Source organism: Ktedonobacter robiniae (assembly GCF_016587375.1).
Lineage (GTDB): Bacteria > Chloroflexota > Ktedonobacteria > Ktedonobacterales > Ktedonobacteraceae > Ktedonobacter > Ktedonobacter robiniae.
Map to the genome: position 1 here is coordinate 2,358,270 of NZ_BNJG01000001.1, position 25,651 is coordinate 2,383,920.

The window sequence follows — 25,651 nt, forward strand, 5'->3', positions numbered from 1 at the left end:
ACCTATAAGGAGGTAGGAGCATGATGTGGCAAGCAATAGCCGCCGCCCTGGCGATTGGCCTGGGAGCAATTGGCGCGGGTATCGCCATGGGTTTAGCTAATGGGCGCGCTTATGAGGCGTTAGGGCGCAACCCTGAGTCGGGAAGCACCGTACGCACAAACTTCATTCTAGGCCTGGTTTTCTCCGAAACGATTGCCATCTACGCCCTGGTCATGGGCTTGTTGATCCTCTTGCGCCAGTGATAAAGAATCTCCTCTGGCTCTTGCCTCGGCTCGTTACGCTAACCTCAGGGGTAAGATGTGTATGTGGAAAACGGCTCTGCCGTTTTCCACATACACATCTTACCCCTGAGCGCCATAGGCGCGAAAAAAGCAGGCAGGATAAAGAGTGCATATGCTACAATGTCAATATAATCAATATTGTAGCTATGATGTAGGCTCGAGGGATAGTTCTCGCGAAGCTGTGCTAAAGAAAGAGGAGAAAACTTCTTTTATGACCACCCAGCTCTATCTGATTCGTCATGGTGAAGCCACAAGCCAGGTACACCAGTTTCTTCGCGATGATGGGCTTACCGAATTAGGCGTCAGGCAGGCCGAGCACCTGCGCGATAGATTGATTGCTACACGCGAGATCCAGGCAGACGTTGTGATCGCCAGTACCCTTCCACGAGCCAGACAGACCGCCGAGATTATCGCCCCGGCCTTTGAGCTACCAATTATCTTTGATGATGAGGTGCAGGAAATGCTAGAAGGCGAAGCCCATGGCCTGACCTATGATGAATATCACGAGCGCTATGGTCCCGGTCCGGACTTTCTGCACCAGCCATTTAAACCGATAGCGCCAGGTGGCGAGAACTGGCCCTCCTTTGCCCTGCGTGTCGCCACCGCTTTAGAGCGCATTACTCAAGAGCATGCCGGCAAGAGTATCGTCATCGTCTGTCATGGCGGTGTTATCGATAATTCTTTCGCCTACTTCTTCCGCTATAGCACCTTTGCCATGCCGCCTGCCCATTTCTTTACCCAGAATACCTCCATTACTCAGTGGCGAGAGGATGAGCATAATGGAACCAGTTTCTGGCGCTTGATACGTTATAACGATAATATGCATGTGCGTGGCTTGGAGACGGATACATTCATCCCCTGGGAACAGCTTCCCCTGCCAAAGAGAAAGCGCTACCAGGTCGACCAGCCCGACGAACCTGCCAGCGAACAATAAAAAATAAGAGGTACAGAATGTTAGGATAGGACATGCCGCAGGCATGTCCTATCCTAACATTCTGTACCTCTTATAAAAAGGGAAAGAGCTATAGCGCGACGCGCTCGATTAGCATAATGGTTACGGTCAGGAAGACTCCCAGGCTAATCACGGAGATCACAGGATCAAGTAGAGGCGCTGTGATTAAACTGCCACGCAGGCGCAGGCGCTGCAAGAGATTGGGCAGACCCAGGCCGCAGAAGTAGGCGATCAACTGTGTAAAGCCAAAGCCCAGCGCCGCCACCAGACTTAAGGCAACGGTATGGAAGAGCACGAAGGCCGCAATCCCAGCCAGGATACTCACGACAATGCCGCTAAAGGTGCCGATCAGCAACTCACGCAGAATCGTTTTCCACAGATCACGCCCGCGTGTGCTGCGCAGGTTCCAGCCTGCGATGCCCAGGGCCTGTGAGCTGGCACTCCCGCTTGTGAGCAGCAGCATCGGAACCAGGCAGAAGAGACCTCCAAGCGCCAGTGAGAGCCGATTATCGCTTACACTTCCTACGAGGCTAACGAGTGCGGTGGTATGTGCGAGCAGAGGGGCGAAGGCCTGAGCCAGGACCAGGGCCAGAACAAAGCCTGCAATCACATTGACAATAGGCCAGATTGTGCGCCGAGCGGCGGTTGACCAGGAGAAATTCTCCTCTTCTTCAGACTCCTCCACATCTGCGCCCACGATATCGGAGAGGTCTTCAGCTTGCTCCTCGTGGATAACGTCGATGACGTCGTCGACCGTGACCAGTCCCACAAGGTGATCTTCCTCATCAACGACGGGCACGCCGAGCAGGTCATACTTGGCGATGATCCGCGCCACCTCTTCCTGGTCGGTATCCACACGCACCTTGATGACGTCCGGGTCCTTCAGATCGGCGATGCGTGTCGTGGGTTCGGCGACAACCAGTTGCCGTAGCGAGACCACACCCTTTAGATGGTGCTGCTCATCGATGACATAAAGATAGTAAACCATCTCCAGGTGCTCTGAGTGCTGGCGCAGGTAGGTCAGCGCATCCTCGACCGTCGATGTCTCGGAGAGCGCCAGGTACTCAGGCGTCATAATACCGCCTGCCGTCTCGGCATCATAGCGCAGGAGATCGCGAATGGGGCGCGACTCCTCAGTGGGCATGAGGTTGAGCAGGTGCTCGGCCTCAGCCGGAGCCATCTCGGCCAGGATATCGGCAGCATCATCGGGTGGGAGGCGCTCCAGGAGATCAGAGGCGCGCTCGGGATCCAGCTCGCTGATCAGCTCGCTCTGCAAGGGATACTCGACCTCGTTGAGGGTATCGGCGGCGGTCTCCATGTCCAGGCGCTCCAGCATGGCCCCGGCCTCTTCGACATCGAGCTGCTCCAGAATGTCGGCGATATCGGCGGGATGGAGATCGATCAGTTTGTTATGACTCACGTTGAGCTGGAGCTTGGGGATAACGCCAACTGCCCCCACGGTTGCAGCGGTGGTACCTGCCAGGGCGAGCTGACCGGTGTGTGCGCCCACCACCTGAATGGGTTCAACATAATTCCAGGTAATGGTTCGCTCTGGCAACTGCAATGGAACGACGCGCCCGATGCGGTCAATTGTGGCTTGCAAGCCAAGGCGACGCAGCAGGCCACTCAGGCTAATATCCACACCAACCAGGCGCGCGGTGCGCTTAATCTGAGCCAGTTTAAGATCATTGACTTTAACAACGCGGAAGCCCTGAGTATCTACAATCTGCTTATCAAGGATATCTCTTTTTAATAAAAGCTCTTCAGTATGTGGAATATAAGGTGTAATACCATCTTTATTAACATTTAAGCGTACTTCTGGTCCCTCTACAGTAGCTACCTGGGACCAGGGAATCATCGTTTCTCCGTTGCCGCTGCGATGGACGACGAGCGCGGTCACCACGGGAAAGGTCTCATCAAGGGAGACGCAGACATCGCGCACGCTACCCACGCGGCGATGGTCGTTATCGACAATGCTCCGGCGGAGCAGATCGCTCAAGAAAATCATGAAATCACCGCCTTTTTCAAGACTCAGTAGTGCGTATCCACTTATCCACATTCTGTGCACATATGTGTATAAGTAGTTTGAATGTCCTTTGCAGTTGCTCGTTTGCGGTGGTAGATGCCCTGTTAAAGGAGCAAGGCGTACAGTGTTCCTAGTTCTCCTGTGGGCAGGAGGGTCACTGGAGACTGTGTAATATTCTTCGGATAGCAAAGCCGAGCACAGGTTGGTCTGTCGGGAGCGGTATAAGCCTGTCGCGCGGACAGGTAGGACTAGCGATGCCTCTTTTGTAAGAGAACATCGTCAGAGACGCGCTCATAGACAGAGCAGAAAAGCCATAAGGGGGATGCTGCTGAGCAGCACAAGGACTTGCTGGCAAAGGCGGGATCGTCCTTACTCGACATCTCTTGGGTCTGACTATAATGCTATATCATAGGGGGAAACTGGTGGATGTCAGCTCATCGAGTAAGGGTATGGTGGTTATAGGTCAGGCAAGCGAGGTATTGGAAAGTGAGCCATCGCAACCACACCTGGCTACTCGATGAGGAGTAGAACTCTCCCATTGGCAGGCACAATTAGGCCTGCCACTAGTACTATGACTAGAACTAGGGCCAGCGTCCATATCCCTCACCTCCTTTGCCCAGGCAATTATGCGTATTTACTCCGGAGCGCCAGTAGTGGCGCTAGATCGGTAACGAAGCGGAGCAATCGCATTGATTGTGGGTGTACGAAAAAATTTTTGGAAATTGTGAGATTTTTCTCTCTTCACTGAGTATAACATGTCCTTAAAGAGGTGACAAGTTACTTAGTGTACATAGTACATATGTGCATGTTGCACATTATGCACATAACGAGAAGTATCACAATGATTCAATGTGGCTTAGACTGTGTTATGTGTCTTCTTGTACACGGGAGAAGGGTGCACAGGGTTTCACTGTCTGGTTGTAATAAGCAGGTTAATAATATCTCCTGGCGCGCCATGGCGCGTAGCCTCTGGTTGAGTGGCTGATTTTATCCCTGCGGTAGGAGAGGATAGATTGCATTCTTCAGTTGGGCGCAGATATCTTCCACTGGTTGTTTGGCGTCGATGACCCGAAACTCGTAGGGCTTGACCATGTGCTCGAACTGGGTGAGGAGCCGGGCCTGGTAGGTTATAAAGCTTTCATAGAGATCGGGACCCAGGCGCATATCCATCCCTGATTCCCAGTAATTGAAACCACCGCGCTGGAGCACGCGTGGAATCAGATCATCAATACCAATGTTGAGATAGAAAATGGCATCAGGCCTGAGGGCCAGGCTGTAAATAGAGCGTAGCCAATGAGGATTGGCGCCACGCACCATTGCACGAGCCATCAGTGTATAGATATAGCGGTCAATCAGAACAATAAAGCCAGCTCGTAGCGCGGGGAGAACCTGGTTCTCCAGGCGATCTACGAAATCGGTGGCGTAGAAGAGATGCATCGTGATTGGGCCAAGAGTATGTCCGGCCTTGGCCTGCCTGATACCATCGCCTGCGAGTGCCGAGCGCGTGAACTCGGTATCTGCTACTGCGTAGCCCAGGCTCTCCAGCCAGGGACGTAAGAGCCGAAGCTGTGTTGTGCGACCTACACCATCGGTACCTTCAATAACAATCAAGCGTCCTGGCAAAATTTCTTCACCAACCTGAATACCCAGGGTATCAATACCATAACAATCAGGGCGGGTCATAAATATGTGTTCCTCCTTAAACAGATCCACCAGCGTGGTTGAAGCCGAAATCCCTTTCGTGTCGCGGATGATTGGCTCAATGACGACACTCATGGATAGAAGTGACTCCTTACTTGACAATAATCTCGGAACGTCCAGTAGACTGTGAAGTCTGTTTCCAGGATGACCCTCCAGGCGTCGACTCTAGCGGGGCTGACCCTAAAGGAGGTAGCGGCATACTGATGCGGCGCACACCTTCAAGGCAAGGAAGGACGAGCTCGCGCATATGTCGCTGCTGCTCTTGAATGGAGAGCGTGGCATCCATCACGGTGAGGCCAAACTCCTTGATCATTGCCTCATATTCCTGGACCACGCGATGCTGAAAGAGTTTGAAGCTCTCATAGGGATCGGTGCTCAGTCCCAGGTCCATGCCCGCCTCATAGTACTTCAGATGTGGTCTCCCATTCATAATCCGGCGTAATGAGAGCGAGAGGGGCACGCGGTAGTAGAACGCCAGGGTAGGTTGTACCGCGAAGCGATAGAGTTCCCGTACCCAGGTACGGTTCACTCCACGAGCCGCGTCGCGTGCAAAAGCTGTATAAATATAGCGGTCCGCAAGCACAATCGCGCCAGCCTTCAGTGGCGGGATAATGTCATGTTCGGTGCGATCCGCAAAATCCGTGGCATGAATCAGGCTAAACGTGGTCGGCGTGAGAATTTGCTTTTTCTTACCGCGCGAGGTTGTTTGTTTGACGAGCGGTGAGGAGTTCCACTCGCTAAAGAAGACACTATACCCCTGGCTGATCAGCCACTGGCGGAGTAGCGCTATCTGGGTGCTCTTACCGGAGCCATCGATTCCCTCAACAACGAAGAGCTTACCAGGAAACTGATGTGACCCGTAGGTTTCCATATAAAGTCCTTTTTGCGTAACAATGCATAGATATCGATCATATGCGATAACATATCCCTTGAGATTAGTACCACGAATAGAGAAGCCGACCTTTTATATACGCTTGTATGTTGGGTTTGTTATGTATGTATAAACACGTATACAAAGGCATTATAGACACAAAATGAGAAAGGTATATCTGTCAACACCGATGTATGATATGAAACGTCTAAGCCAGGAGTGTGGTAGAAATAGTATACCATGTATAGCAGGAGGTATGGGTATATGGAGCGGGCGCGAAGAGCCGAAGCTCTGGTGAGGCGAAAACTTTTGTGGTACGATGCAGTGCAGTAAAACATGTTGAAGAGCAATAGAGTAATGCATTGCCCTGTGACGAAACGTATTCCTACATATAGACAGTGTCTATGCAGTTGATAAGCCAGAAAAGATGAAGCGATATACGTAGCCTTAAAAGGATAATGTCTATGGTAAACCAGATTTTGCATATCAATATACAGACACCCAGTGGGTATCTTGAAAGCATACTTAAGCCCGTAGATGATGGCCAGAAGCCAGCTTATGTCGGCATTGTCTGCCATCCTCATCCTCTATTTGGCGGCACGATGCATAATAAAGTCGTTTTCAAAGTAGCACAAGTCATGCAGGCCAACAACATCCCTTCGCTCCGTTTCAATTTCCGTGGCGTTGGCCATAGCAGTGGGACATATGACGAGGGGCGCGGCGAGATGGATGACGTGCGCTATGCCCTCGATTTTATGAGCCGCAAGTATCCTGGCGTGCCAGTGATCCTGGCTGGTTTCTCGTTTGGTGCATTTGTTGGACTCAAGGTCGCAGCCATTGACGACCGTGTCCAGGCCATGATGGGCCTGGGCGTGCCCGCGCGCTGGTTCGGCGCTACCAATCCCCTGGCCGGTTGTCATAAACCCAAGCTGTTTATCCATGGGACCAGGGATGACCAGGCGCCTTATGAGGCTGCGATGCAGTGGTTTGAGCAGGTGCCAGCCCCCAAACGCATCGTTACCGTGCAGGATGCCGACCACTTCTTCCAGGGCAGGTTAGAAGAGGTGCAGGCCATTATCGCAAATTTTGTCACCACCTTGCCCCAGCCCTCGCATAGCCTGTAAACTATTGCTGGGAGAGCATGGACCCTGGCAGCCTCTGGTTGTCAGGGTCCATGCTCTCCCAGCGATTTTAATTTATTTTCTTCAAGGAGTACATTACCATGACACAGAACCAGACCGTATTTGAAGTGCACACCATTGCCGCAGAAGACACATATGTGTTGCGTCAGAGCGTCCTGCGTCCCATGCAATCCCTGGCCGAGTGCGCCTATCCTGAAGATCACGAGCCGGAAACGCTGCATGCAGGCTGTTATCGCGATGGTCAGCTAGTAGGCGTGGGAACAATTTTCCGCGAGAAGCGGGAGGGCAGCGAGACTCCAGACGGCTGGCGTGTGCGCGGCATGGCGGTAAGTCCAGAAGCGCGAGGGTCCGGCTGTGGCGGCTCCGTTCTAGAGGCACTGCTCGCGCACGCTGAGAAGCATAGCCCCCAGGGAGAAGCATTCGAGATCTGGTGTAATGGTCGCGTGAATGTAGAAGGCTTCTACCAGCGCTATGGCTTCCAGCGTGAAGGCGATATCTTCGACGTTCCTCCTATTGGTCTACATGCTGTGATGGTCAGGTATACCCAGCTTTAAGCTCCACAAATATATGTAAAAGCTGCACAAAATAGAAAATTTAGCATACAATAAGAATTGTGGGAAAGATGCCATGAATATATCGGATTGATAGGTGAGCGTAGGAGAGGCAGAGAGCATGGAAGATATTGTGCGTATCGCGCTGATAGGTGATTACCGGGAAGACATGATTGCGCATCAGGTGATTCCCCAGGCCCTGGAGCGGGCGGCGCGCCCGTTGTCGCTATGCCTTGAGATACGCTGGCTGGCGACCTCCCAGGTACAGCATATGCGTTGGGAGGACCTAGCTAAATTCGATGGACTCTGGTGTGTTCCTGGCACAGCCTATGCGCAGCCTGAGGGAGTGTTGCGCGCGATTCGCCTGGCGCGAGAGCGCTGGCTCCCCTTTCTAGGTACCTGCCTGGGTTTCCACTACACACTTATCGAGTACGCCCGTCATGTCCTGAGCCTTCCCGAAGCAGATCACGCTGCTATCAAGCCTGATGCGGGCCTGCCCCTCATCGCTCCGCTCGCGCGCTTACATATGGATGGGCGTATTCTATTTCAGCCTGGTTCATCTATCAGTCGGATATATGGGGCATACGAAACCATTGAGCAGTATGGAAATTATGATTTTGGCCTGGATCCTCGTTGTCGCGACCTGCTTACCTATGATGATTTAGCCATCTGTGGGCTGGATAGAAGTGGTGCGGCGCAGGCTGTAGAGCTTCATGGGCATCCCTTCTTCTTTGCCACTCAGTATCAGCCAGAACTCCATGAAGTTCGCAACGAGATGCACCCCTTAATCAAGGCTTTTTTGCGTGCCGCAGCATAGCATGGTGGATAACTTGTGGATAACTTGTGGATAACTAAATGGTAGGTTTAGCAACGGTGGATAGGTCAGGCTTGCCTGACCTATCCACCGTTGCTAAACCTACCATTTCTCAAAACAAAGAACCACTTGTGTGAGCGGGCGAAACGGCGGTGTCCTATTTTCCCGTGGGGCTGCCCCCAAAGTATCGTTGGAGCTGAAGAGCTTAACTACCGTGTTCGGGATGGGAACGGGTGTACCCTCTTCGCAATAACCACCGGTTCGCCTGCGCATACAAGCGGTTCCGATTGACATGGCGCATAATATCATGGTCTCTAAATATTGTCAACAGTTTTGCGAGGCAATTTTTTTATTGCGCAAAAATTGCCTCGCAAGGTGACTTATTGTATCGGTGCGAGAGATATTTTGCAGCAGAGTTATTCACAAAAGGTAGAGTTTATGTGTCTCCCTTTTTGTTGCTCATCCGTGTACAAGTAAAGAAAAGCATACGTTGCTAAACTGATATATAGGCTTGCGAGCGCTTATAGCATGGCGCGAGTGATACGGAAGGAGGATATAACGTGAGTACCTATCAAAATCCTAATCCGCAGCAGACGCCGATTGTGGCTGGTGTCTTCCAGAGCGAGAACCAGGCCAAGGTGGCCGTGGATGAATTGCGCAAGCACAATTTCGCCCATGATCAAATTGGGGTGGCCATTCCTGAGAAGAGCCAGGTAGATAGCCTGTCACAAGATTTCATGAAATTGGGCGTGCCTCAGCAGAAGGCTTCGTACTACGAGAGCGAGTTCAATTCTGGCCATATCGTAGTCTCGGTGCGACCAGATGGGCGCGAGGGCGAGGCCGAGAATATTCTCCGCGATAGCGGTGGGTATGATCAGGGCGAGAAAAAAATGGGAGAAGAGCCTCCCATGGAAAACGAGGGAGAGCGCTAAGCCAGGCGTTTTTCAATAGCAGTATAGAGAGAAGAGGGGGCGCGTCCCTGCGGGATTGCGCCCCCTCTTCTGGTTTTGAATGCTCGGGCTTTGACTCTATTTTTTCATATGACACGTATAGTTACTAACGGTGGTGTGGAGGGCAAAGTGGGGCGAGAAATAGGGTGGGAGGTGAGGGGCAAATTATGGCACAAGTCAATTATTAGTAGCGAGTGATGAAGGAAACACAGAAGGCATGGCAAAGAAGCATGTACTGTCACCCGAACAACGTATCTATATCCCCCTGATTGCGATAGAGAGAGCGACCCAGAAGCATTCCTGGAGCCGTCTACCGGTTGCTATGGCATCTAAACCTGACCAAGCATGTGGCGAGGCGCGACGCATTGGCTATACTGGTCGCGAGGAACACGACCTGGCACTATATCGCTTAAAGATTAAGCCTGCTGGCTTGCCAACTGTAACGCTACCGGGTATCTATATCATTGACAAGGGCATATTTCAAGACTATGAGGAATGGAAGGCGATCCAGGAGCCGAGCTTGGAGACCCCCGTTGAATAAACTATTTTTATATGGGTTGTGGATGAGTGAGAAGTTCTGAGTAGGTAACCTTTCGCGACTTAAAGTAAGGCAATGCGGATTTTTGGGCTTTTTAGCTCTGCTTTTCTCAGTGAGAGAGGCAGGGCTATTTTTCTTGCTCATTTGCTTAAAATAGCCTGTGGAGGGGATGCAACTGGTATTTTCCTGCTTGTGTTAAGCGAGTGTTAACCTATCCCTGGGGAAAGTTTAACGGTCTTTTAACCATTCCATAAAGCATAGTTAATTCTGCAATGATAACTTATGAGTGCGACAGAAAATAGGATTTTAGGAATGGGTGAAGAGAATAGATTGAAGTTCTTCATCTTTTTCCAAAAAATAGGTTAAGTTATATCAACTTTATTTGTAGGAGATACTATGTTGAAGAAATGGCGCGTTGCCCTCGTGCTTCTGGCCATCGTGGCGCTCTCAATGATTATCGCGGCTTGCGGTGGTGATACCGGTGATGCCGGCAGCAGCGCTACTAAGACGACTTCGACCCCTCAGACTTCCAGCGATAGTGCTTTCTCTTGTGTTTCTGGCTCCATCATTGCCAGTGGCTCGACGGCTCTGCAGCCTTACGTCGACGCGGTTTCGAAGAAGTATACGGCGAAATGCTCCGGCGCTCAGATCGCTGTTCAGCCTGGTGGCAGTAAGAAGGGTCTCTCGGACGCCGAGGCTGGCACCTCGCAGATCGGTAACTCGGACGTTCCCGCTGATAGCACCCAGGGCGATCTTGTCGACCACCAGGTTGCCATCGTCATCTTCACGATGATCGTCAGCCCTGACGTCACCGCGAAAGACCTCACCACTCAGCAGTTGACCGACATCTACACCGGTAAGGTGACCAACTGGAAACAAGTTGGTGGCGCCGACGAGCCCATCGTGGTTGTGAGCCGCCCCACCTCTTCTGGTACCCGCGCGACCTTCAAGAAGTTCGTCCTCAATGGTCAGAACGAGAGCCCTGCTCAGGCGAAGGCCCTGACTTCCGATAGTACCGGCACCGTAGTCCAGACCATTCAGCAGAACAAAGGTGCGATTGGTTATGCCGCCCTTGGTGCCGCGCAGACTGCTCAGAAGAGTGGCCAGGTCAATATTCTGACCATCGACGGCAAACAGCCAAACGCCGACAACGTGAAGAGCAATGCCTACAAGTTCTGGAACATCGAGCACATGTATACCAAGGGCGAGGCCACTGGCCTGAGCAAAGCCTTCTTGGACTACATGTTCAGCTCCGATGCCGACACGATTGCTGAGGGCCTGGCCTTCGTGAAGATCAAAGATGTCCCCCAGGACATTCGCGACACCCATAATAAATAAGCTTTAGCCTGATGGTCGTCCTCTCCCCGAGTTGGGCGAGGACGATCTGGCTTGTCAACCATGTTTGACCCTGTTTCAGTAAGGAGGATAGGTGTGCAGAGAGCGCGAATGATGCGTATATCAGACCAGGTCGCGCGGATTGTCTTCCTCATCTGTGCCATTTTGGTTGTCGCTATTATCATCAGTGTGTTCTACTTTATTGGCTCCAAGGCATTCAAGGTCTTTTACCTGCCCGGTGGGTCAAGCGTTCAAGAGTTTTTCACAAGTACGCACTGGGATCCGACAGCGGGTAATAGCGATAATCCGGCATACGGTGCCTGGGGATTGATTCTCGGTTCGATTATTATTACCCTGGCCTCCGTACTGATTGCGACCCCCCTCTCGTTTGGGATGGCACTCTTCATGGCGGAAGTAACTCCTCGCTGGCTTTCACGCATACTCCAGCCTTTGCTGGAGGTTTTTACTGGTATGCCCTCGGTGGTCATTGGCTTTCTGGGCCTGACGGTTCTGGTGCCCTGGCTTGGAACCATCTCGCAGACGCTGGGCTATGGCTACGGCGCGGCGATCATCGTCCTGGTGGTGATGATTATTCCGACCATCGTCAGCGTATCGATAGATGCCATTCGGGCTGTTCCATCCAGCGTGCGCGAGGCGAGCCTGGCTCTGGGGTCGTCTAAGTGGCAGACCATGTCGAAGGCAATTATTCCAGCGGCCTCCACGGGCCTGGCGACAGCGGTTGTGCTGGGCATGGCGCGTGCGATTGGTGAGACGCTGGCGGTGGCAATGGTCCTGGGTGGCCAATCGCTGCCTGACAAATTGTACAATCTGAAGGCACTTTTCTTTACGCCAACAACTAATATCACGCAGGCCATTCTTAGTGACTTTGGCGAAACCTCTGGTATCGCTCAGGACGCTTACTGGACCCTGGCCTTCCTGCTCCTGGTCATCTCTCTGGCCTTCATCTGTGTGAGCCGTTACCTGGCGAGTAGGAGTGTCTACAAATGAGTATGCAAGCAATGGCGGGCAAGCAAGAAAAGCAAGCATCTGGACGAGTCGCGGAACTGACGCGAATTGCGCGCAGGCTACATGCAGGCAACCGAGTTGCCCTGAGCATACTCTGGGTTGTCGCTGCCTTGATCGCGCTCCTGTTTATCGCCATTATCGTCCTGCTGTTTGTTCAAGGCTTTAACTACCTGATGGATCCTGCTTTCTATTCGACCTCGGTGACCGGGGTGGGAATGCAGCTCTTCAGTACCTTCTATATCCTTATCCTTACCGAGATCCTACTCTTTCCCATTGCGCTGGGCGCGGCGATCTACACGGTTGAGTATGCCCCGCAGGGAAAACTGGTGGCGACGATCCGCTTCGCGGCCGAAACGCTGGCGGGTGTGCCATCGATTGTGCTGGGTCTGTTCGGCTTTGTCTTCTTCAGCGCGTTTCTGGGATTCCATATCAGCCGTATAAGTGGCGCTTTGACGTTGCTGTGCTTAAACTTCCCCCTGGCACTACGTCTCTTTGAGGATGCACTGATCTCGGTGCCACGCGAGTTGCGCGAGGGAAGCCTGGCCCTGGGTACGACGAAATGGACGACGATTCGCAAGGTGGTCTTGCCGTCCGCGATGCCTGGACTGATCACAGGCTTGATCTTGAGCGCGGGAAAAATCATTGGCGAGACTGCGGCCCTGGTCTTTACCATGGGCGTTACCCCAGCGAGTACCTTCTCGGCTGATCCCTTTATTCCTAGCGACACATTAACCATTCACCTGTGGTATATCAAGACCCAGGGTGCTGGCTCGATTCCTGGCTTGTCGGCGGCCGGTGCCTCGGCTATCTCGGCGGGATCGGCGGCACTCCTGATTATCGTCCTGTTGGTGATCAACCTGCTTGCCCGAGGGATTGGGCGCCTGATCCAGCGCCGGGTCATGGCAGTTTGATGCATGTAGAGCGATTACAGTAACAAGCATGGCAATCCACTATGGAGCGCCTCTTGAAGAACAAGGGTGAAGCGATCTATGAACTCGATAGCAGCAAACTCTTCTCTCATCACAGAGAATGTGACTCTGCCCAAGGGGGCAAGCATTTTCTCACGCAAAGTAGCGCGCAGTGGCCACATCTCATATGAGGGGCGTCCATACTTTATCAGCAAAGCCCTGGCTGGCCGCTACATTCGACTGGTCGTTATTGAGGATCGCCTGATTGTCGATGAGTCTATTCCCCTGCATAAGGAATATGAATTATCCTGAGCAAGGCTTCCTGTTTGGGCACGCATCGCGTGCCCAAAAACTGTTTCTTTTTTCAGAAGCCATGAGCCAGGATCAGAAGATCGATGCGATTGAGGAACGTATCCCTTAAGCATAGTAGCGCAATAGTGAAGAGCTGAAGCATCGAGAAGGAGAGATGTGAACGTTATGACACCAGAGGAACAGCAGGTAAACTATGATCAGGGGCGGCAGGGAGGCACAAGGACGAGGCAGCAAACATATGATCATGCCTGGAATGAGAATAATATGACAATTGAAAGTATACCAGAGGACCAGCAAGATCCTGGCAAAGTCACGGAGATCCGCCGCGAGCGTACTCTGAATCCAAACGCAGACTTTGCCATCAATGTAGAGCATCTCAATTTCTACTATGGCAAGAAGCAGGCCTTGTTTGATGTCTCGCTGCCACTGCGTAACCGCCAGGTGACGGCCTTGATTGGCCCCTCCGGTTGTGGTAAGTCGACCTTCCTGCGCACACTCAACCGTATGAATGACCTGATTCCTGGCACACGGACTGAGGGGCAGGCCCTCTTCGATAGCAACAACATCTACAACGCAAAAACAGATGTGGTACTGTTACGTCAGCGCATCGGCATGGTTTTCCAGAAGGCCAATCCCTTTCCCAAATCCATCTTTGAAAACGTAGCCTACGGCCTGCGCATTCAGGGCAAATCCAATCGCCATATCAAAGAGATGGTAGAGAAGAGCCTGCGCGGCGCGGCCTTGTGGGATGAAGTGAAGGACCGCCTGAATGCTTCGGCCCTGGGACTCTCCGGTGGGCAGCAGCAGCGCCTCTGTATCGCGCGTGCCCTCGCCGTCCAGCCAGAGGTGCTCTTGATGGACGAACCCTGTTCAGCGCTGGACCCCATCGCGACCCTTAAGATTGAGGAGCTTATCACCGAACTGGTGAAGGATTACACCATTGTAATCGTCACCCATAATATGCAGCAGGCGGCGCGTGTCTCTCACTTTACGGGCTTCTTCCTGAGTGGTAAGCTGATAGAGCAAGGGCCGACAAAAGACATTTTTGAGCGACCAACCCAGAAAGAGACTGAAGATTACATTAGTGGTCGCTTTGGTTGATACCTGGAAGTTTTCCGCATACGATGTATCTGTAGCGCAAAAATAGGTGTTTTAGGAAATTTGAGCGCGTGAGCGCTTACGCATAAAAAGCCGTTGGAGGTACTGCGTGGCACGCAAAATCCTGGTGGTGGATGACGAAGCGGTCCTGGCCGAGACTATCGCGTATAATCTGGAACAGGCCGGTTATCACGTCATCACCGCCGCTGATGGTAACAGCGCGTTGGACGCGGCGCGCAGTGAACGCCCAGACCTGATTGTGCTGGATATTATGTTGCCTGGCATGGATGGTCTGGAAGTGTGCCGCCAGTTGCGACGCGAAAATAAGACTGCGACGACTCCTATCCTCATGCTTACCGCCAGGGGCGACGAGATCGACAAGGTCGTGGGCCTGGAGGTTGGCGCCGACGACTATGTAACCAAACCCTTTGGGCGGCGTGAATTACTAGCTCGGGTGCGGGCTTTGATCAGGCGCTCCGATTATGTACCGGGGGGTGAGGGTGAGAACGGGGAAGAGCCTGAGCAGGAACGGCGCCCTGCCAATCGCGAGCTGGTTGTGGGTTCCTTACGCATCGACCTGGCGGGTCGGCGCGTCAATTGCCGAGGGCAGGATATCGAGCTTCAACCCAAGCAGTTTGAGTTGCTGGCCTACCTGGTGCGCAATCGCGGCACGGTCCTGACACGCGACCAGTTGCTTCATAATGTCTGGGGCTATGACTATGTCGGCGACACACGTACTGTAGATGTGCATGTGCGCTGGCTACGCGAGAAACTCGAAGAGGATCCCGCCAATCCCAAGCTCATTCAGACGGTGCGTGGCGTCGGCTATGTGTTTAGATGGTAACAAGAAAGAGATAGAGATGATGCCGGGCGAATGCCCGGCATCATCTCTATCTCTTTCTTGTTACTGACTCTGTATATAAGTTTTTTAGGCGGAGGAGGGGATGGCACTGATGGTTGTATCAGGACCTTCTTCCTCATCTGTGACCTCGAAGAGAGGGTGGGCGATAAACCAGCTCTGGCTATCCATCACTGGCACATCAGGATCATCGTTTTGCACACGGTGATAGCAGCCATCCGCGTTAAGTTCATGCGCGTTGACATTGTCGGTCAGGACCGGGCATAACATGTTCTCATAGAGCGCGTCGCGTATATAGCGATGCTCAATCGGGAAGAGTACTTCTACACGATTGTTGAGATTGCGTTGCATCAGGTCTGCGCTTCCAAGCAGAATCTCGGGGTTGCCGTTATTGCCAAAGTAGTAGACGCGGCTATGCTCAAGAAAACGCCCGACGAGGCTGCGCACACGAATATTTTCGCTGATACCGGGTATGCCCGGGCGCAGGCAGCAGATGCCACGAATCACAAGATCGATCTCAACTCCGGCCCGCGAGGCTTTATAGAGCAGTGAGATGATTTCAGGATCGGTCAGCGAATTAAATTTGAAGATCAGGCGTCCATTGCCATGCTCCTCATGTAGCCTGATCTCGCGTTCAATGTGTTCGTTGAGGCCTCGTCGCAGCCCGATGGGAGCCACAAGTAACTGACGGTAGTGCGCCTGGCGCGAATAGCCTGTCAGTGAGTTGAAGAGCAGCGTCACATCATCACAGATCTCCTGGTTGCTGGTGAGCAGGCCTAGGTCTTCATAAATGCGGGCCGTAGCGGCATTGTAGTTGCCTGTTCCCAGGTGGACATAGCGTCGCAGGCTCTTGCCCTCCTTGCGCACCACCAGGGCAAGCTTGGAGTGGGTTTTCAAGCCTTTGAGTCCATAGACTACGTGTACCCCTGCCAGCTCCAGCTTACGCGCCCAGACAATGTTGTTCTCCTCGTCGAAGCGTGCTTTTAGTTCGACCAGCACTGCGACCTGTTTCCCATTCTCCGCCGCGCGCAGCAGGGCCTGCACAACAGGTGAGTTGGGTCCAACGCGATAGAGGGTCTGTTTAATTGTGAGCACATCGGGATCATCGGCGGCGGCATTAATAAAGTCGACGATGGTGCTAAAGCTGTCAAAGGGATGATGTAGCAAGACATCGTGATTCTTAATGGTAGTAAAGAGGTCGTATCCACGCCGCACAAAGCGGGGAACACGAGGAGTAAAGGGAGGATCCTTCAGTTCAGGACAATCCAGGTTTTGTAGCTCTATGACATCTCCCATTCCCAGCTGCCCGTCAATGACCGTCAAATCATCATGCGTAATCTCAAGATTATCGATCAACAAATGACGAATGCGCTGAGGCATAGAGGGATTGACGGCCAGGTCGACGACGACGCCAAAGCGGCGATCACGCACCTCTTGCTCGATTGTTTCAAGCAGGTCGGAGGCGTCATCCTCTTGTAGTTCAAGGTCTGCATCGCGTACCACGCGGAAGGGATAGGACTCCCATATATCGAAACCGGGGAAGAGTGTGCTCAGATGTGCGGCGATGAGCTGCTCTATCCAGACAAAGACCTGTTGTGTCTGCTCGTTGTCATTTTCCATGGAGCGTGCGACGGGGACCAGGCGTGGCAGAGATGGCGGAATTTTCACACGCGCGAAGAGTTCCTTATTATGCAGGACATCTGTCAGGACCACGGCCAGGTTCAAGCTCAGGTTTGAGATATGTGGGAAAGGGTGTACAGAGTCGACTGCGAGAGGGGTTAGAACCGGAAAGACTTCACGTTCAAAGTAGTCCCGTAGTTCGTTGCGTTGGAGCGCATCGAGTTGTTCATAATCGAGAATATGAATATGCTGGTCTGCCAGGAGTGGAAGGAGATCATGTCGCCAGTACTGGCGGACCTCCTGTACCAGGGGGGCCAGTTGCCTGCGCACCGCTTCTAATTGTTGGGCGGCTGTACGACCGTCTGGACTGCGTGGCGCTGCGCGCGAAGCAATCTGATCTTTTAGACCAGCCAGGCGAATCATAATAAACTCATCCAGATTTGTCTCAAAAATGGATACAAATTTGACGCGCTCAAGCAGCGGGTGGCGTGGGTTTTTAGCTTCCTCAAAGACACGGCGATTAAACTCGATCCAGCTTAATTCGCGGTTGATATAAAGATCGGGCTGTATGGTGTCAGGTAAGCTAGAAGTCGATGAAGTTATTTGACTCATACGTAATAGGTCCCAGCATTATCGTACAGCGTTTCTTTACCTTCATTGTATCATCCAGGTAAGCACGATGCAAAAAGGAAAGAGTAAGTGATATGGTGTCCCCCTGGTAGCGCAGGCTGCCAGGGGGACACCATATCACTTACTTTACCAACATTGAGGCTCTCAAGTTTATCGCTTTATGTGGCCTGAAGGTATAAAATCTGGAAATTATCTTGACAGCAGGTATCTCACTGATGTATTATCTCTCAAGTGAGATGACTAGCGTTGTGCTGGACGAAAGCATTGTCTGAGAGTATCAGCTCTGGCTAGACATGCGCATCAGTAGCGGGCGGTTGCTGAAATTGGTAGACAGGACAGACTTAGGATCTGTTGGTGATGAACCGTGAGAGTTCGAGTCTCTCACCGCCCACCGGAAACCGAAAGGTTGCCGAAAAGCTGGATACCCTGTTTAAGAATACAGCTAAACGTGTCCTTTTAAATGGCACTTGCGGGAGTGGCTCAGTGGTAGAGCGTCACCTTGCCAAGGTGAATGTCGCGGGTTCGAATCCCGTCTCCCGCTCCAGGTGGTCTTGCACTAGAGTATCGTAGCGCTCTCTTGTCTACCTTGTTTGTTAGATAAGAGGTGCGAAGGCTGACGGTGTGACAGGTGGAAGAAAAAAACGCTTTCGTTTGTTATACTGGACAGGAAGGAAAAACGATATGTATCGCAGTGGCCACGCTGAACTGTGGTGGTTGGAGTAAGCATCGCTATGATGCACACTGGTAGCTACCATGACAACCGAATATGCGGGAGTGGCTCAGTGGTAGAGCGTCACCTTGCCAAGGTGAATGTCGCGGGTTCGAATCCCGTCTCCCGCTCCAAATTCTTGAAGCAGAGGGCGACTGGTAACACGGTTAGCCCTCTGTGGGCAAGTGCAGACAAAACCCACACAAGACATACCATCATAACATCTGTTTTGAAGGATGCGATAAGCGAGACGAGATACTCTGTTGTGGGGTGGTCTAGAGGTGGGAGACAGCTGAGAGAGTACGGGGCATGGCCTATTCGCGCTGCAATCATGTGGGTCACCTTCGATATTGTGCCTCGAATATACCAACAATCCTATGTATTCTCCCAGGATAGGTACTTCCCACAGCCTACTTACCCGCGATATAATAAGACACTGTAGCTTTGAATTTTATTTCCGAACAAAGACTACGTACGCGATTTATGATAAAGAAAACCTGTTGGAGGAACTGTGAAGGTCTCTGTTGAAAAGTTGCCAACCAGCGAGGCAGTACTGGAAGTAGATGTTACCTGGGATGAGATGGAAAAAGCCTCGGATAAGGCATATAAAAAGATTGTAAAGCAGGTAGATATACAGGGGTTCCGTCGAGGGAAAGCCCCTCGCTCAATGATTGAGCGCAGACTGGGCAAGGAATACATTTACCAGGAGGGCCTTGATGAGCTGATTTCCGAGGCCTATCGTGACACCCTTGTTGAGCATGAGATTGTTCCCATTACACAGCCGACGCTGGATGCGCCCTCTATCGAAATGGGAGAGCCTTACCACTTTAAGATTACTGTTCCCATCGTTACTCCCGTTGAACTAGGCGATTACAAGTCTATCCAGATGGAGCGCGAGGAGGCCGATGTTACCTCTGAGGAGGTCGAGCAAGAGCTGGACACTCTGCGCCAGCGTTTGACCACCTGGAAAGAGGTTGAGCACGCCGCTGAGTATGATAACCGCGTGACGATGGACCTCAAAGTGACCAGCGGTGAGCAGAAAGTCTCTGACCTGAAAGATAATCCCTTTGAGTTGACCCACGAGCGCGTTGGCCTCTTCTCGGGCATGGATGAGCATATCGTAGGCATGAATGCCGGCGAGGAGAAGAGCTTTACCACAACCATCCCCGCTGACTATGGCAACGAAAAGCTTGCTGGTCAGGAGGCGCAGTTTGAAGTCAAGCTGCATAAGGTTGAAGAGAAAGAGCTTCCTGAACTAAATGACGAGTTCGCTGAAAAGGTCAGTGATGGCCAGTATACCAGCCTGGAAGACCTGCGCAAGTTCTTGAGCGACAACATTCTGGAAAATAAGAAGCGTCGCATTCGTGAGGAACTGAGAGACAAGGCCCTGGATGCCGTCATTGAGCAGTCAAGCTTTACCCTGCATCCGTTGTTGATTGACGAGCAGGCAGAAGAGATGCTCCACCAGTTCTCGCATCTTCTGGAGCAGCAGAAGCTCTCGCTAGATCAGTACCTGATGATGATGCGCAAATCGCGTGAAGAGTATCTCAAAGAGCTGCGCCCCGACGCCGAGAAGAGCGTGAAGCGCCAGTTGGTACTGGATGCGATTGCCAAGGCCGAGGACATTACGGTTTCGCCAGACGAGATTAAGATGCTTTTCGATCTCTATGATCAGAGTGGACAGCCACTTCAGCGCAGCAAAGAGCAGGCGGATGCGCTAGCCCGCAGCTTCCTGCGCGAGAAGACAACTGGTCGCCTGGTTGATATCGTTGCCGGACCCGATCCAGACGCGGCGGAAGGCACAGAGAGCGAAGAGAGTGCTATTGCGGCCGCGGCTGCTGCTGAGGAGATTGCGGCCGAGACTGATAATGAGAGTAGCAAGAGTGAGGCGTCTGCAACAGAAACATCTCTACCCGAGGACACCAAGGATCAGACCGTAGAGTAAGCATATCGCTACCAGGTGCGAAGAAAGCACTAGTAGGAAAGGTAACAGACGTGGCAAACTCGAAAAACATGCGCACAACATACCGTTGTTCATTTTGTGGCAAGAGTCAGGACCAGGTTCAGCGTTTAATCGCTGGGCCTGGCGGGGTCTACATCTGCGATGAGTGTATCGACCTGTGTCGAGAAATCATCGAAGAGGAGCAAGCCACTGTTGCCAAGCCTCGTGGTACGCAGACAGGGAAGATGCCCGCGCCCAAGAAGATCTATGAGCAGCTTAGCAATTATGTCATCGGTCAGGAACGTGCCAAGCGTGCCCTGGCGGTAGCGGTCTACAACCACTACAAGCGCATCGGTGTCGGCATGCAGATCGATGATGTCGAACTGGGCAAGAGTAATATTCTGCTGATTGGTCCAACTGGTAGTGGTAAGACCCTGCTGGCTCAGACGCTGGCAAAAGTCCTCGATGTTCCCTTCTGTATCGCGGACGCAACCGCGTTGACGGAGGCTGGTTACGTCGGTGAGGATGTGGAGAATATCCTCCTCCGTTTGATCCAGACAGCTGACTTCGATATCGCACGCGCTGAACGCGGCATTGTGTACATTGACGAGATCGATAAGATCGCGCGCAAATCGGATAACCCCTCGATTACGCGTGATGTCTCGGGCGAGGGCGTGCAGCAGGCGTTACTGAAGATTATCGAAGGTACGGTGGCCAATGTGCCTCCTCAGGGTGGGCGCAAGCATCCGCACCAGGATTTCATCCAGATCAATACTTCAAACATCCTCTTTATCTGTGGAGGTGCCTTTGAGGGCCTGGAGAAAATCGTGGAGCAGCGCCTTGGTAGCAATAAGATGATGGGTTTTAGCGGTGTCAAACCGGCTGGCGAGACTGCGGAGCAAGAGAAGGATCAACCGATTCTCACCAAGCTCAATCCAGATGACCTGCTCAAATTCGGCCTGATTCCCGAGTTTGTGGGACGCCTCCCCGTAAGTGTTTCGCTTGATCCATTGGATCAGGAGGCCCTGGTGCGCATTCTGACCGAGCCTAAGAACGCTATTGTAAAGCAGTATCAGAAGTTCTTACAGCTCGATCATGTGGACCTTGTCTTCACCAGTGATGCGCTAGAGGCGGCAGCCGAGCGAGCGCTGAAGCAGAAGACAGGTGCGCGCGGTCTGCGCTCGATTATCGAGGACGTCCTGCTGGATGTAATGTACGAAATTCCTTCTCGTGCCGACGTAAAGAAGGTGATCATAAACGGAGAGGTGATTACTTCCCGCCATAAGCCCTTGCTTGTGACGAGAACGGATCGCACCAATGCCTATTCTGAGAATGAGTCTGCCTAGGGCAGACTCATCAACTTTTGTAGCCTAGCATGAGGGCAGAAATAAAGCGGTGCGATGCCCAGCGATCGTTCATTGGATTTGATGCAGTAGGTTTTTGTAGGTAGGTGACCGGTCAGGCTAGACAGGTGGGAAACCAATGAGTGAACAGGAACGCCAGGAACATGTAGAGGAGATGTTGGAAAGTTATCCGCTTGTGGCGTTGAAGAATATAGTGGCCTTCCCCCATAATCGGCATGCGTTGGTCATTGCCCGCGAGAAGACAGTTCGTGCCGTTGAAGAAACTATGATGCGACCAGACCGCATGCTGGTCGCTGTGACACAGCGTGATGCAGATATAGACGACCCCGAGTTCAAAGATATTTACCCCATCGGCACCCTGGCTGAGGTCTCCACTATGCATCGCCAGCAGGATGGCAGTATGCAGGTGGTCATCCGTGGCATAAACCGGGTCAGCGTGAAAGAGTTTACCGAGACCGAGCCTTTTATGCGTGCGCAGGTTGAGGTGCACGATGATGTCCAGGCCACTGGCTCGCAGGCCGATGCTATGGTCCGCCACGCCATAGGTCTCTTTGAGCAGTATGCGCAGCTAAGCCGGCGCTTCTCAGTCGAGGATATCAATTCGATTGTGGCGCTCAAGACGGCTAGTCGCCTCTCTGATACCCTGGCGGCCCATATTGTCACTGATAGCCAGCATCAGCAGGATCTCCTGGAGACGTTAGATCCCATGGAGCGCCTGGAGAAGATCTGCGTCCTGATTGGTAACGAGATTGAGATCCTGGAGCTGGAGACGACTATTCGCAGTCGTGTGCGCTCGCAGGTGGATCGTACCCAGAAGGAGTTCTACCTGCGCGAGCAATTGCGCGCCATCCAGGAAGAACTGGGGATGGATACCACCTCCGAGTCGGATGAACTGCGCAAGCGCCTGGCTGAGAAGAAGCTACCAGACGAGGTCACGACCAGAGTGCGCAAGGAGATCGACCGACTGGAGCGTATGCCCCAACAGTCGGCTGAGATCAGCGTGATTCGCGCCTATATCGATTGGTTGCTGGCCCTTCCCTGGAACGAGCGGAGCCAGGAGACCTTTGATATCGAGGCCACGCGACGCATCCTCGAAGATGACCACTACGGCCTGGAGGGTATTAAAGAGCGCATCATCGAGTTCCTGGCTGTACGCCAGCTACGGCAGCAGCAGGCCAGTCGCGAAGGGCTTCCCAAGAGCGAGAGCCAGGGGCAGATTCTCTGTCTGATTGGCCCGCCAGGCGTGGGCAAGACCTCGCTGGGCTACTCCATAGCCAAGGCCCTGGGGCGCAAGTTCGCGCGTATCTCGCTTGGTGGCGTCCACGATGAGGCCGAGATTCGCGGTCATCGCCGCACCTACGTCGGCGCTCTGCCTGGCCGCATCATTCAGAGTATGAAGACGGTGGGTGTGCGTAATCCGGTCTTCTTGCTTGACGAGATCGATAAGCTCTCGGCGGAGCAGCGCGGAGATCCAAGCGCGGCCCTGTTGGAGGTGCTGGACCCTGCTCAGAACAAGACCTTCGTCGACCACTACCTGGAGATCCCCTTTGATCTCTCCGAGGTCTTCTTCATCTGTACCGGGAACGTAAAATATCAGATTCCCCGGCCCCTGGCCGACCGTATGGATATCATCGACCTGCCAGGCTATATGCTTGACGAGAAGGTGAATATCGGCACAAGGCACCTTTGGCCCAAGGTACTGAACGAGCATGGCCTGAGTCCTGAGCAGGTACGCATTCCTCAGCCTGCTATGCAGCATATTGTGACGGATTACACGCGCGAGGCAGGTGTGCGTAACCTGGAGCGCCAACTGGCCACAATCTGTCGTAAAGCCGCCCGGCGTGTGCTGGAGAAGCCGAATACACGTATTCGTCTGACGACGCATAACCTGGGGCAATACCTGGGCTTGCCGCGCTACGCGGACATGCAGTTGACGCACAAGCCACGCGTCGGCTCAGCGATGGGCCTGGGCGTGACCGAGAACGGCGGCGTTATGCTACCTGTTGAGGTCGTGACCATGGTTGGTAAGGGCGACCTGATGGTGACCGGTCAGCTTGGAGATGTAATGCGGGAGTCGGCCATGGCGGCGCTCTCCTATATCCGCACTCGCGCCGATATGTTGAAAATCGATCCCAACTTTCAGGATGCCACCGACCTGCATATCCACATGCCAGAGAACGCCATGCCCAAAGATGGACCCTCAGCAGGTATCACCATTGCCACAACCCTAGTGTCGGCATTGACTAGGCGCGCCGTACGTGGTGATATCGCCATGACCGGTGAAATCACCTTGCTGGGCGATATCCTGCCTATTGGAGGCCTGAAAGAGAAGGTCCTGGCGGCCCAGCAAGCCGGCATTACCCATATCATCGCCCCTGCTGAAAACAAAAAAGATCTCATCGAGATTCCCTCCCGTATTCGTCAGCGACTCCAGTTTACCCTGGTCGAGAATATGGACGAGGTAATTGAGATCGCCCTGCTACCACCTGAGGAGGAGGTAGAAGAGCAACCAGCAAATGGAGGCGAGATTGTACCCCTGCGCCTGGAAGAGCGCGATGGCCCGCTCGTTTCCGAGAGTCAGAAGCGCCCACGCATGAATAAAAGCGCGGCCATGGAGCAAGAGAAACGCGATGCCGAAGAGCCAGAGGAGCGTGAGCCATTTATCGTGCCCCACGAGACCCCCTCGCCCCTTTATCCCCAGGCGCGCTCCCACAAAGAGCAAGAAAAGCAATAAAGGGGTAATATAGACCACAAAAAAGAGGCCGATTGCATCGGCCTCTTTTTTGTGGTCTATAAAAAACAACAGCAAATAAGTAAACATAGAAGCGTTTACGTGGTAGAGAGAAATGAAAGCAAGGGAACGATTTGATAAATTTGGCAGGGAGACGTTTAGTTCTGTAGCGGGCAAACAGTTTGCTCCAAAAAGAATAGTCATTTATGCCTGTAGATGGTATAGTTAGAACAGTCAGGGATGTGCTACTAGAAGTGATGCTACCCCTGAATGGATTTATAAAGATACTCAAAGAGAGGATGTGTCGTACATGAGTTACTACGATCCAAACCAGCAGCAGAACCCTCAATATGGCAGCGGGTATCCTCCTCAGCAGGGAGGCGATCCATACAGCGGGCAGCAGGGGCAGCCTAACCCCCAGCAGTATGAGCAGCAGCCGAACTACCAGCAGCCGGGTCAGGGCTATCAACAGCCAGGCCAGCAGGGCTACCAGCAGCCTTATGGTCAGCAGCCTGGATATGGCCAGCCTGGCTATGGTCAGCCCGGTGCTGGTGAGCCCATGTCGATCAATATGCAGCCGAACGTGGCGGCGGGCCTGGCCGTTATCTTTGGCTGGGTAAGTGGTCTGGTCTTCTTCCTCATTGAGAAGCAGAATCGCTTCGTCCGCTTCTATGCAATGCAGTCAATCCTGTTCTCTGGTGCGATTACCGTTATCAACATCATTGTTAGCATCGCGAACGCATCTCTGCCAACCGCGCTTGGATTGGTCCTGAGTTGCGTGAGTGGTATCGTCTGGATTGCCTTCTTCGTAGGCTGGTTGATCACTTTGATCAACGCCTTCCAGGGCAAGTACTTCAAGCTGCCTGTGATTGGCGATCTCGCCGAGAAGTATGTCAACACTGGCTCATTCTAGAAATCCATTCAGAAAAGAGCAAGAGGATGGGGTCGCCAATGGCGACCCCATCCTCTTGCTCTTTTCTGAATAAACAGAAATAAAAGAAACCGCCCATGTGAGCGGGTGAAACGGCGGTGCCCTATTTTCCCGTGGGGCTGCCCCCAAAGTATCGTTGGAGCTGAAGAGCTTAACTACCGTGTTCGGGATGGGAACGGGTGTACCCTCTTCGCAATAACCACCGGTTCGCCTGCGCATACAAGCGGTTCCGATTGACATGATGCATAATACCATCCTCTTGGCGATTTGTCAACGCTTTTTTGATGAGTTTTCAAAAAGTGGGTAAATTGATGTAAAAATGAAGGGCGGTGCGTCGGCACCGCCCTTCATTTTTACATC

Annotated in this window: 21 protein-coding genes, 3 tRNA genes and 2 rRNA genes; 20 read left to right on the top strand and 6 right to left on the bottom strand. The window is 52.8% G+C overall.

The features are described 5' to 3' along the window. The first annotated feature begins 20 nt into the window (after positions 1-20). Together JMJ04_RS09830 and JMJ04_RS09835 are read left to right on the top strand one after the other, a co-directional pair. Complete coding sequence (locus JMJ04_RS09830; RefSeq protein WP_201370342.1) at positions 21-242, top strand: ATP synthase F0 subunit C; 222 nt, start codon at positions 21-23, stop codon at positions 240-242. Between the two features lie 250 nt (positions 243-492). Next, on the top strand, positions 493-1,215 hold the full coding sequence (locus tag JMJ04_RS09835; protein WP_201370343.1) for a histidine phosphatase family protein: 723 nt from the start codon (positions 493-495) through the stop codon (positions 1,213-1,215). A gap of 88 nt (positions 1,216-1,303) precedes the next feature. Here the strand turns inward: JMJ04_RS09835 and mgtE are convergent, their stop codons facing one another. The 3 genes from mgtE to JMJ04_RS09850 form a co-directional block, all read right to left on the bottom strand. Then, a complete protein-coding gene (gene mgtE, locus JMJ04_RS09840) occupies positions 1,304-3,241 on the bottom strand; it encodes a magnesium transporter (protein WP_201370344.1) in 1,938 nt (645 codons plus the stop codon). Between the two features lie 1,005 nt (positions 3,242-4,246). After that, the gene (locus JMJ04_RS09845; RefSeq protein ID WP_201370345.1) at positions 4,247-5,035 is read right to left on the bottom strand and encodes a dTMP kinase; all 789 of its coding nucleotides are present in this window, start codon (positions 5,033-5,035) and stop codon (positions 4,247-4,249) included. Between the two features lie 16 nt (positions 5,036-5,051). Next, complete coding sequence (locus JMJ04_RS09850; RefSeq protein WP_201370346.1) at positions 5,052-5,831, bottom strand: dTMP kinase; 780 nt, start codon at positions 5,829-5,831, stop codon at positions 5,052-5,054. A 464-nt stretch (positions 5,832-6,295) separates the two neighbouring features. Between JMJ04_RS09850 and JMJ04_RS09855 the strand changes: the two genes are divergently transcribed. The 3 genes from JMJ04_RS09855 to JMJ04_RS09865 all read left to right on the top strand — a co-directional run bounded on the left by JMJ04_RS09855 (position 6,296) and on the right by JMJ04_RS09865 (position 8,341). After that, positions 6,296-6,955, top strand: a complete 660-nt coding sequence (locus tag JMJ04_RS09855) for an alpha/beta hydrolase (RefSeq protein WP_201370347.1) — start codon at positions 6,296-6,298, stop codon at positions 6,953-6,955. A gap of 98 nt (positions 6,956-7,053) precedes the next feature. Beyond that, complete coding sequence (locus JMJ04_RS09860; RefSeq protein ID WP_201370348.1) at positions 7,054-7,527, top strand: GNAT family N-acetyltransferase; 474 nt, start codon at positions 7,054-7,056, stop codon at positions 7,525-7,527. Positions 7,528-7,645: 118 nt separating this feature from the next. After that, a complete protein-coding gene (locus tag JMJ04_RS09865; protein WP_201370349.1) occupies positions 7,646-8,341 on the top strand; it encodes a glutamine amidotransferase-related protein in 696 nt (231 codons plus the stop codon). 141 nt (positions 8,342-8,482) lie between these two features. On the opposite strand, the gene rrf (JMJ04_RS09870) is transcribed toward JMJ04_RS09865, so the two are convergent. Next, positions 8,483-8,599 (bottom strand): 5S ribosomal RNA (gene rrf, locus JMJ04_RS09870). 299 nt (positions 8,600-8,898) lie between these two features. Here rrf (JMJ04_RS09870) and JMJ04_RS09875 point away from each other — a divergent pair. The 8 genes from JMJ04_RS09875 to JMJ04_RS09910 all read left to right on the top strand — a co-directional run bounded on the left by JMJ04_RS09875 (position 8,899) and on the right by JMJ04_RS09910 (position 15,349). Then, positions 8,899-9,270 (top strand): hypothetical protein, encoded by a 372-nt coding sequence (locus tag JMJ04_RS09875; RefSeq protein ID WP_201370350.1) that lies wholly within the window; start codon positions 8,899-8,901, stop codon positions 9,268-9,270. Positions 9,271-9,505: 235 nt separating this feature from the next. Continuing rightward, positions 9,506-9,829 carry a hypothetical protein gene (locus tag JMJ04_RS09880; protein WP_201370351.1) on the top strand — a complete coding sequence of 108 codons (324 nt, stop codon included), beginning with the start codon at positions 9,506-9,508 and terminating at the stop codon, positions 9,827-9,829. A 393-nt stretch (positions 9,830-10,222) separates the two neighbouring features. Next, positions 10,223-11,164: a phosphate ABC transporter substrate-binding protein gene (locus JMJ04_RS09885; protein ID WP_201370352.1), complete on the top strand. Its 942-nt coding sequence runs from the start codon at positions 10,223-10,225 to the stop codon at positions 11,162-11,164. 93 nt (positions 11,165-11,257) lie between these two features. Continuing rightward, complete coding sequence (pstC, locus tag JMJ04_RS09890; protein ID WP_201370353.1) at positions 11,258-12,169, top strand: phosphate ABC transporter permease subunit PstC; 912 nt, start codon at positions 11,258-11,260, stop codon at positions 12,167-12,169. Further along, entirely contained in the window at positions 12,166-13,098 is a 933-nt protein-coding gene (pstA, locus tag JMJ04_RS09895) for a phosphate ABC transporter permease PstA (protein WP_201370354.1), read from the top strand. The genes pstC and pstA overlap by 4 nt, the downstream gene beginning before the upstream one ends. A gap of 78 nt (positions 13,099-13,176) precedes the next feature. Then, on the top strand, positions 13,177-13,407 hold the full coding sequence (locus JMJ04_RS09900; RefSeq protein ID WP_007913455.1) for a hypothetical protein: 231 nt from the start codon (positions 13,177-13,179) through the stop codon (positions 13,405-13,407). Positions 13,408-13,572: 165 nt separating this feature from the next. Beyond that, positions 13,573-14,508, top strand: coding sequence for a phosphate ABC transporter ATP-binding protein PstB (gene pstB, locus JMJ04_RS09905; RefSeq protein ID WP_236037973.1), 936 nt, complete (start codon positions 13,573-13,575; stop codon positions 14,506-14,508). A gap of 106 nt (positions 14,509-14,614) precedes the next feature. After that, positions 14,615-15,349, top strand: a complete 735-nt coding sequence (locus JMJ04_RS09910) for a response regulator transcription factor (protein ID WP_201370355.1) — start codon at positions 14,615-14,617, stop codon at positions 15,347-15,349. A gap of 84 nt (positions 15,350-15,433) precedes the next feature. On the opposite strand, the gene ppk1 is transcribed toward JMJ04_RS09910, so the two are convergent. Further along, positions 15,434-17,596 (bottom strand): polyphosphate kinase 1, encoded by a 2,163-nt coding sequence (gene ppk1 / locus JMJ04_RS09915; RefSeq protein WP_201370356.1) that lies wholly within the window; start codon positions 17,594-17,596, stop codon positions 15,434-15,436. Positions 17,597-17,922: 326 nt separating this feature from the next. Here ppk1 and JMJ04_RS09920 point away from each other — a divergent pair. From JMJ04_RS09920 to JMJ04_RS09950, 7 genes are all read left to right on the top strand, one after another. Beyond that, a tRNA-Leu gene (locus JMJ04_RS09920) sits at positions 17,923-18,005 on the top strand. A 78-nt stretch (positions 18,006-18,083) separates the two neighbouring features. Beyond that, positions 18,084-18,158 (top strand) — tRNA-Gly (locus JMJ04_RS09925). A 224-nt stretch (positions 18,159-18,382) separates the two neighbouring features. Beyond that, positions 18,383-18,457: transfer RNA gene (locus JMJ04_RS09930), tRNA-Gly, on the top strand. Between the two features lie 377 nt (positions 18,458-18,834). Continuing rightward, positions 18,835-20,268 (top strand): trigger factor, encoded by a 1,434-nt coding sequence (tig, locus tag JMJ04_RS09935; protein WP_201370357.1) that lies wholly within the window; start codon positions 18,835-18,837, stop codon positions 20,266-20,268. 68 nt (positions 20,269-20,336) lie between these two features. Next, on the top strand, positions 20,337-21,611 hold the full coding sequence (gene clpX / locus JMJ04_RS09940) for an ATP-dependent Clp protease ATP-binding subunit ClpX (protein WP_201372352.1): 1,275 nt from the start codon (positions 20,337-20,339) through the stop codon (positions 21,609-21,611). A gap of 136 nt (positions 21,612-21,747) precedes the next feature. After that, positions 21,748-24,363: an endopeptidase La gene (gene lon / locus JMJ04_RS09945; RefSeq protein WP_201370358.1), complete on the top strand. Its 2,616-nt coding sequence runs from the start codon at positions 21,748-21,750 to the stop codon at positions 24,361-24,363. Positions 24,364-24,670: 307 nt separating this feature from the next. Then, positions 24,671-25,273 carry a DUF4870 domain-containing protein gene (locus JMJ04_RS09950; RefSeq protein ID WP_201370359.1) on the top strand — a complete coding sequence of 201 codons (603 nt, stop codon included), beginning with the start codon at positions 24,671-24,673 and terminating at the stop codon, positions 25,271-25,273. 108 nt (positions 25,274-25,381) lie between these two features. Here JMJ04_RS09950 and rrf (JMJ04_RS09955) read toward each other — a convergent pair. Continuing rightward, a 5S ribosomal RNA gene (gene rrf, locus JMJ04_RS09955) occupies positions 25,382-25,498 on the bottom strand. Positions 25,499-25,651 lie beyond the last annotated feature (153 nt).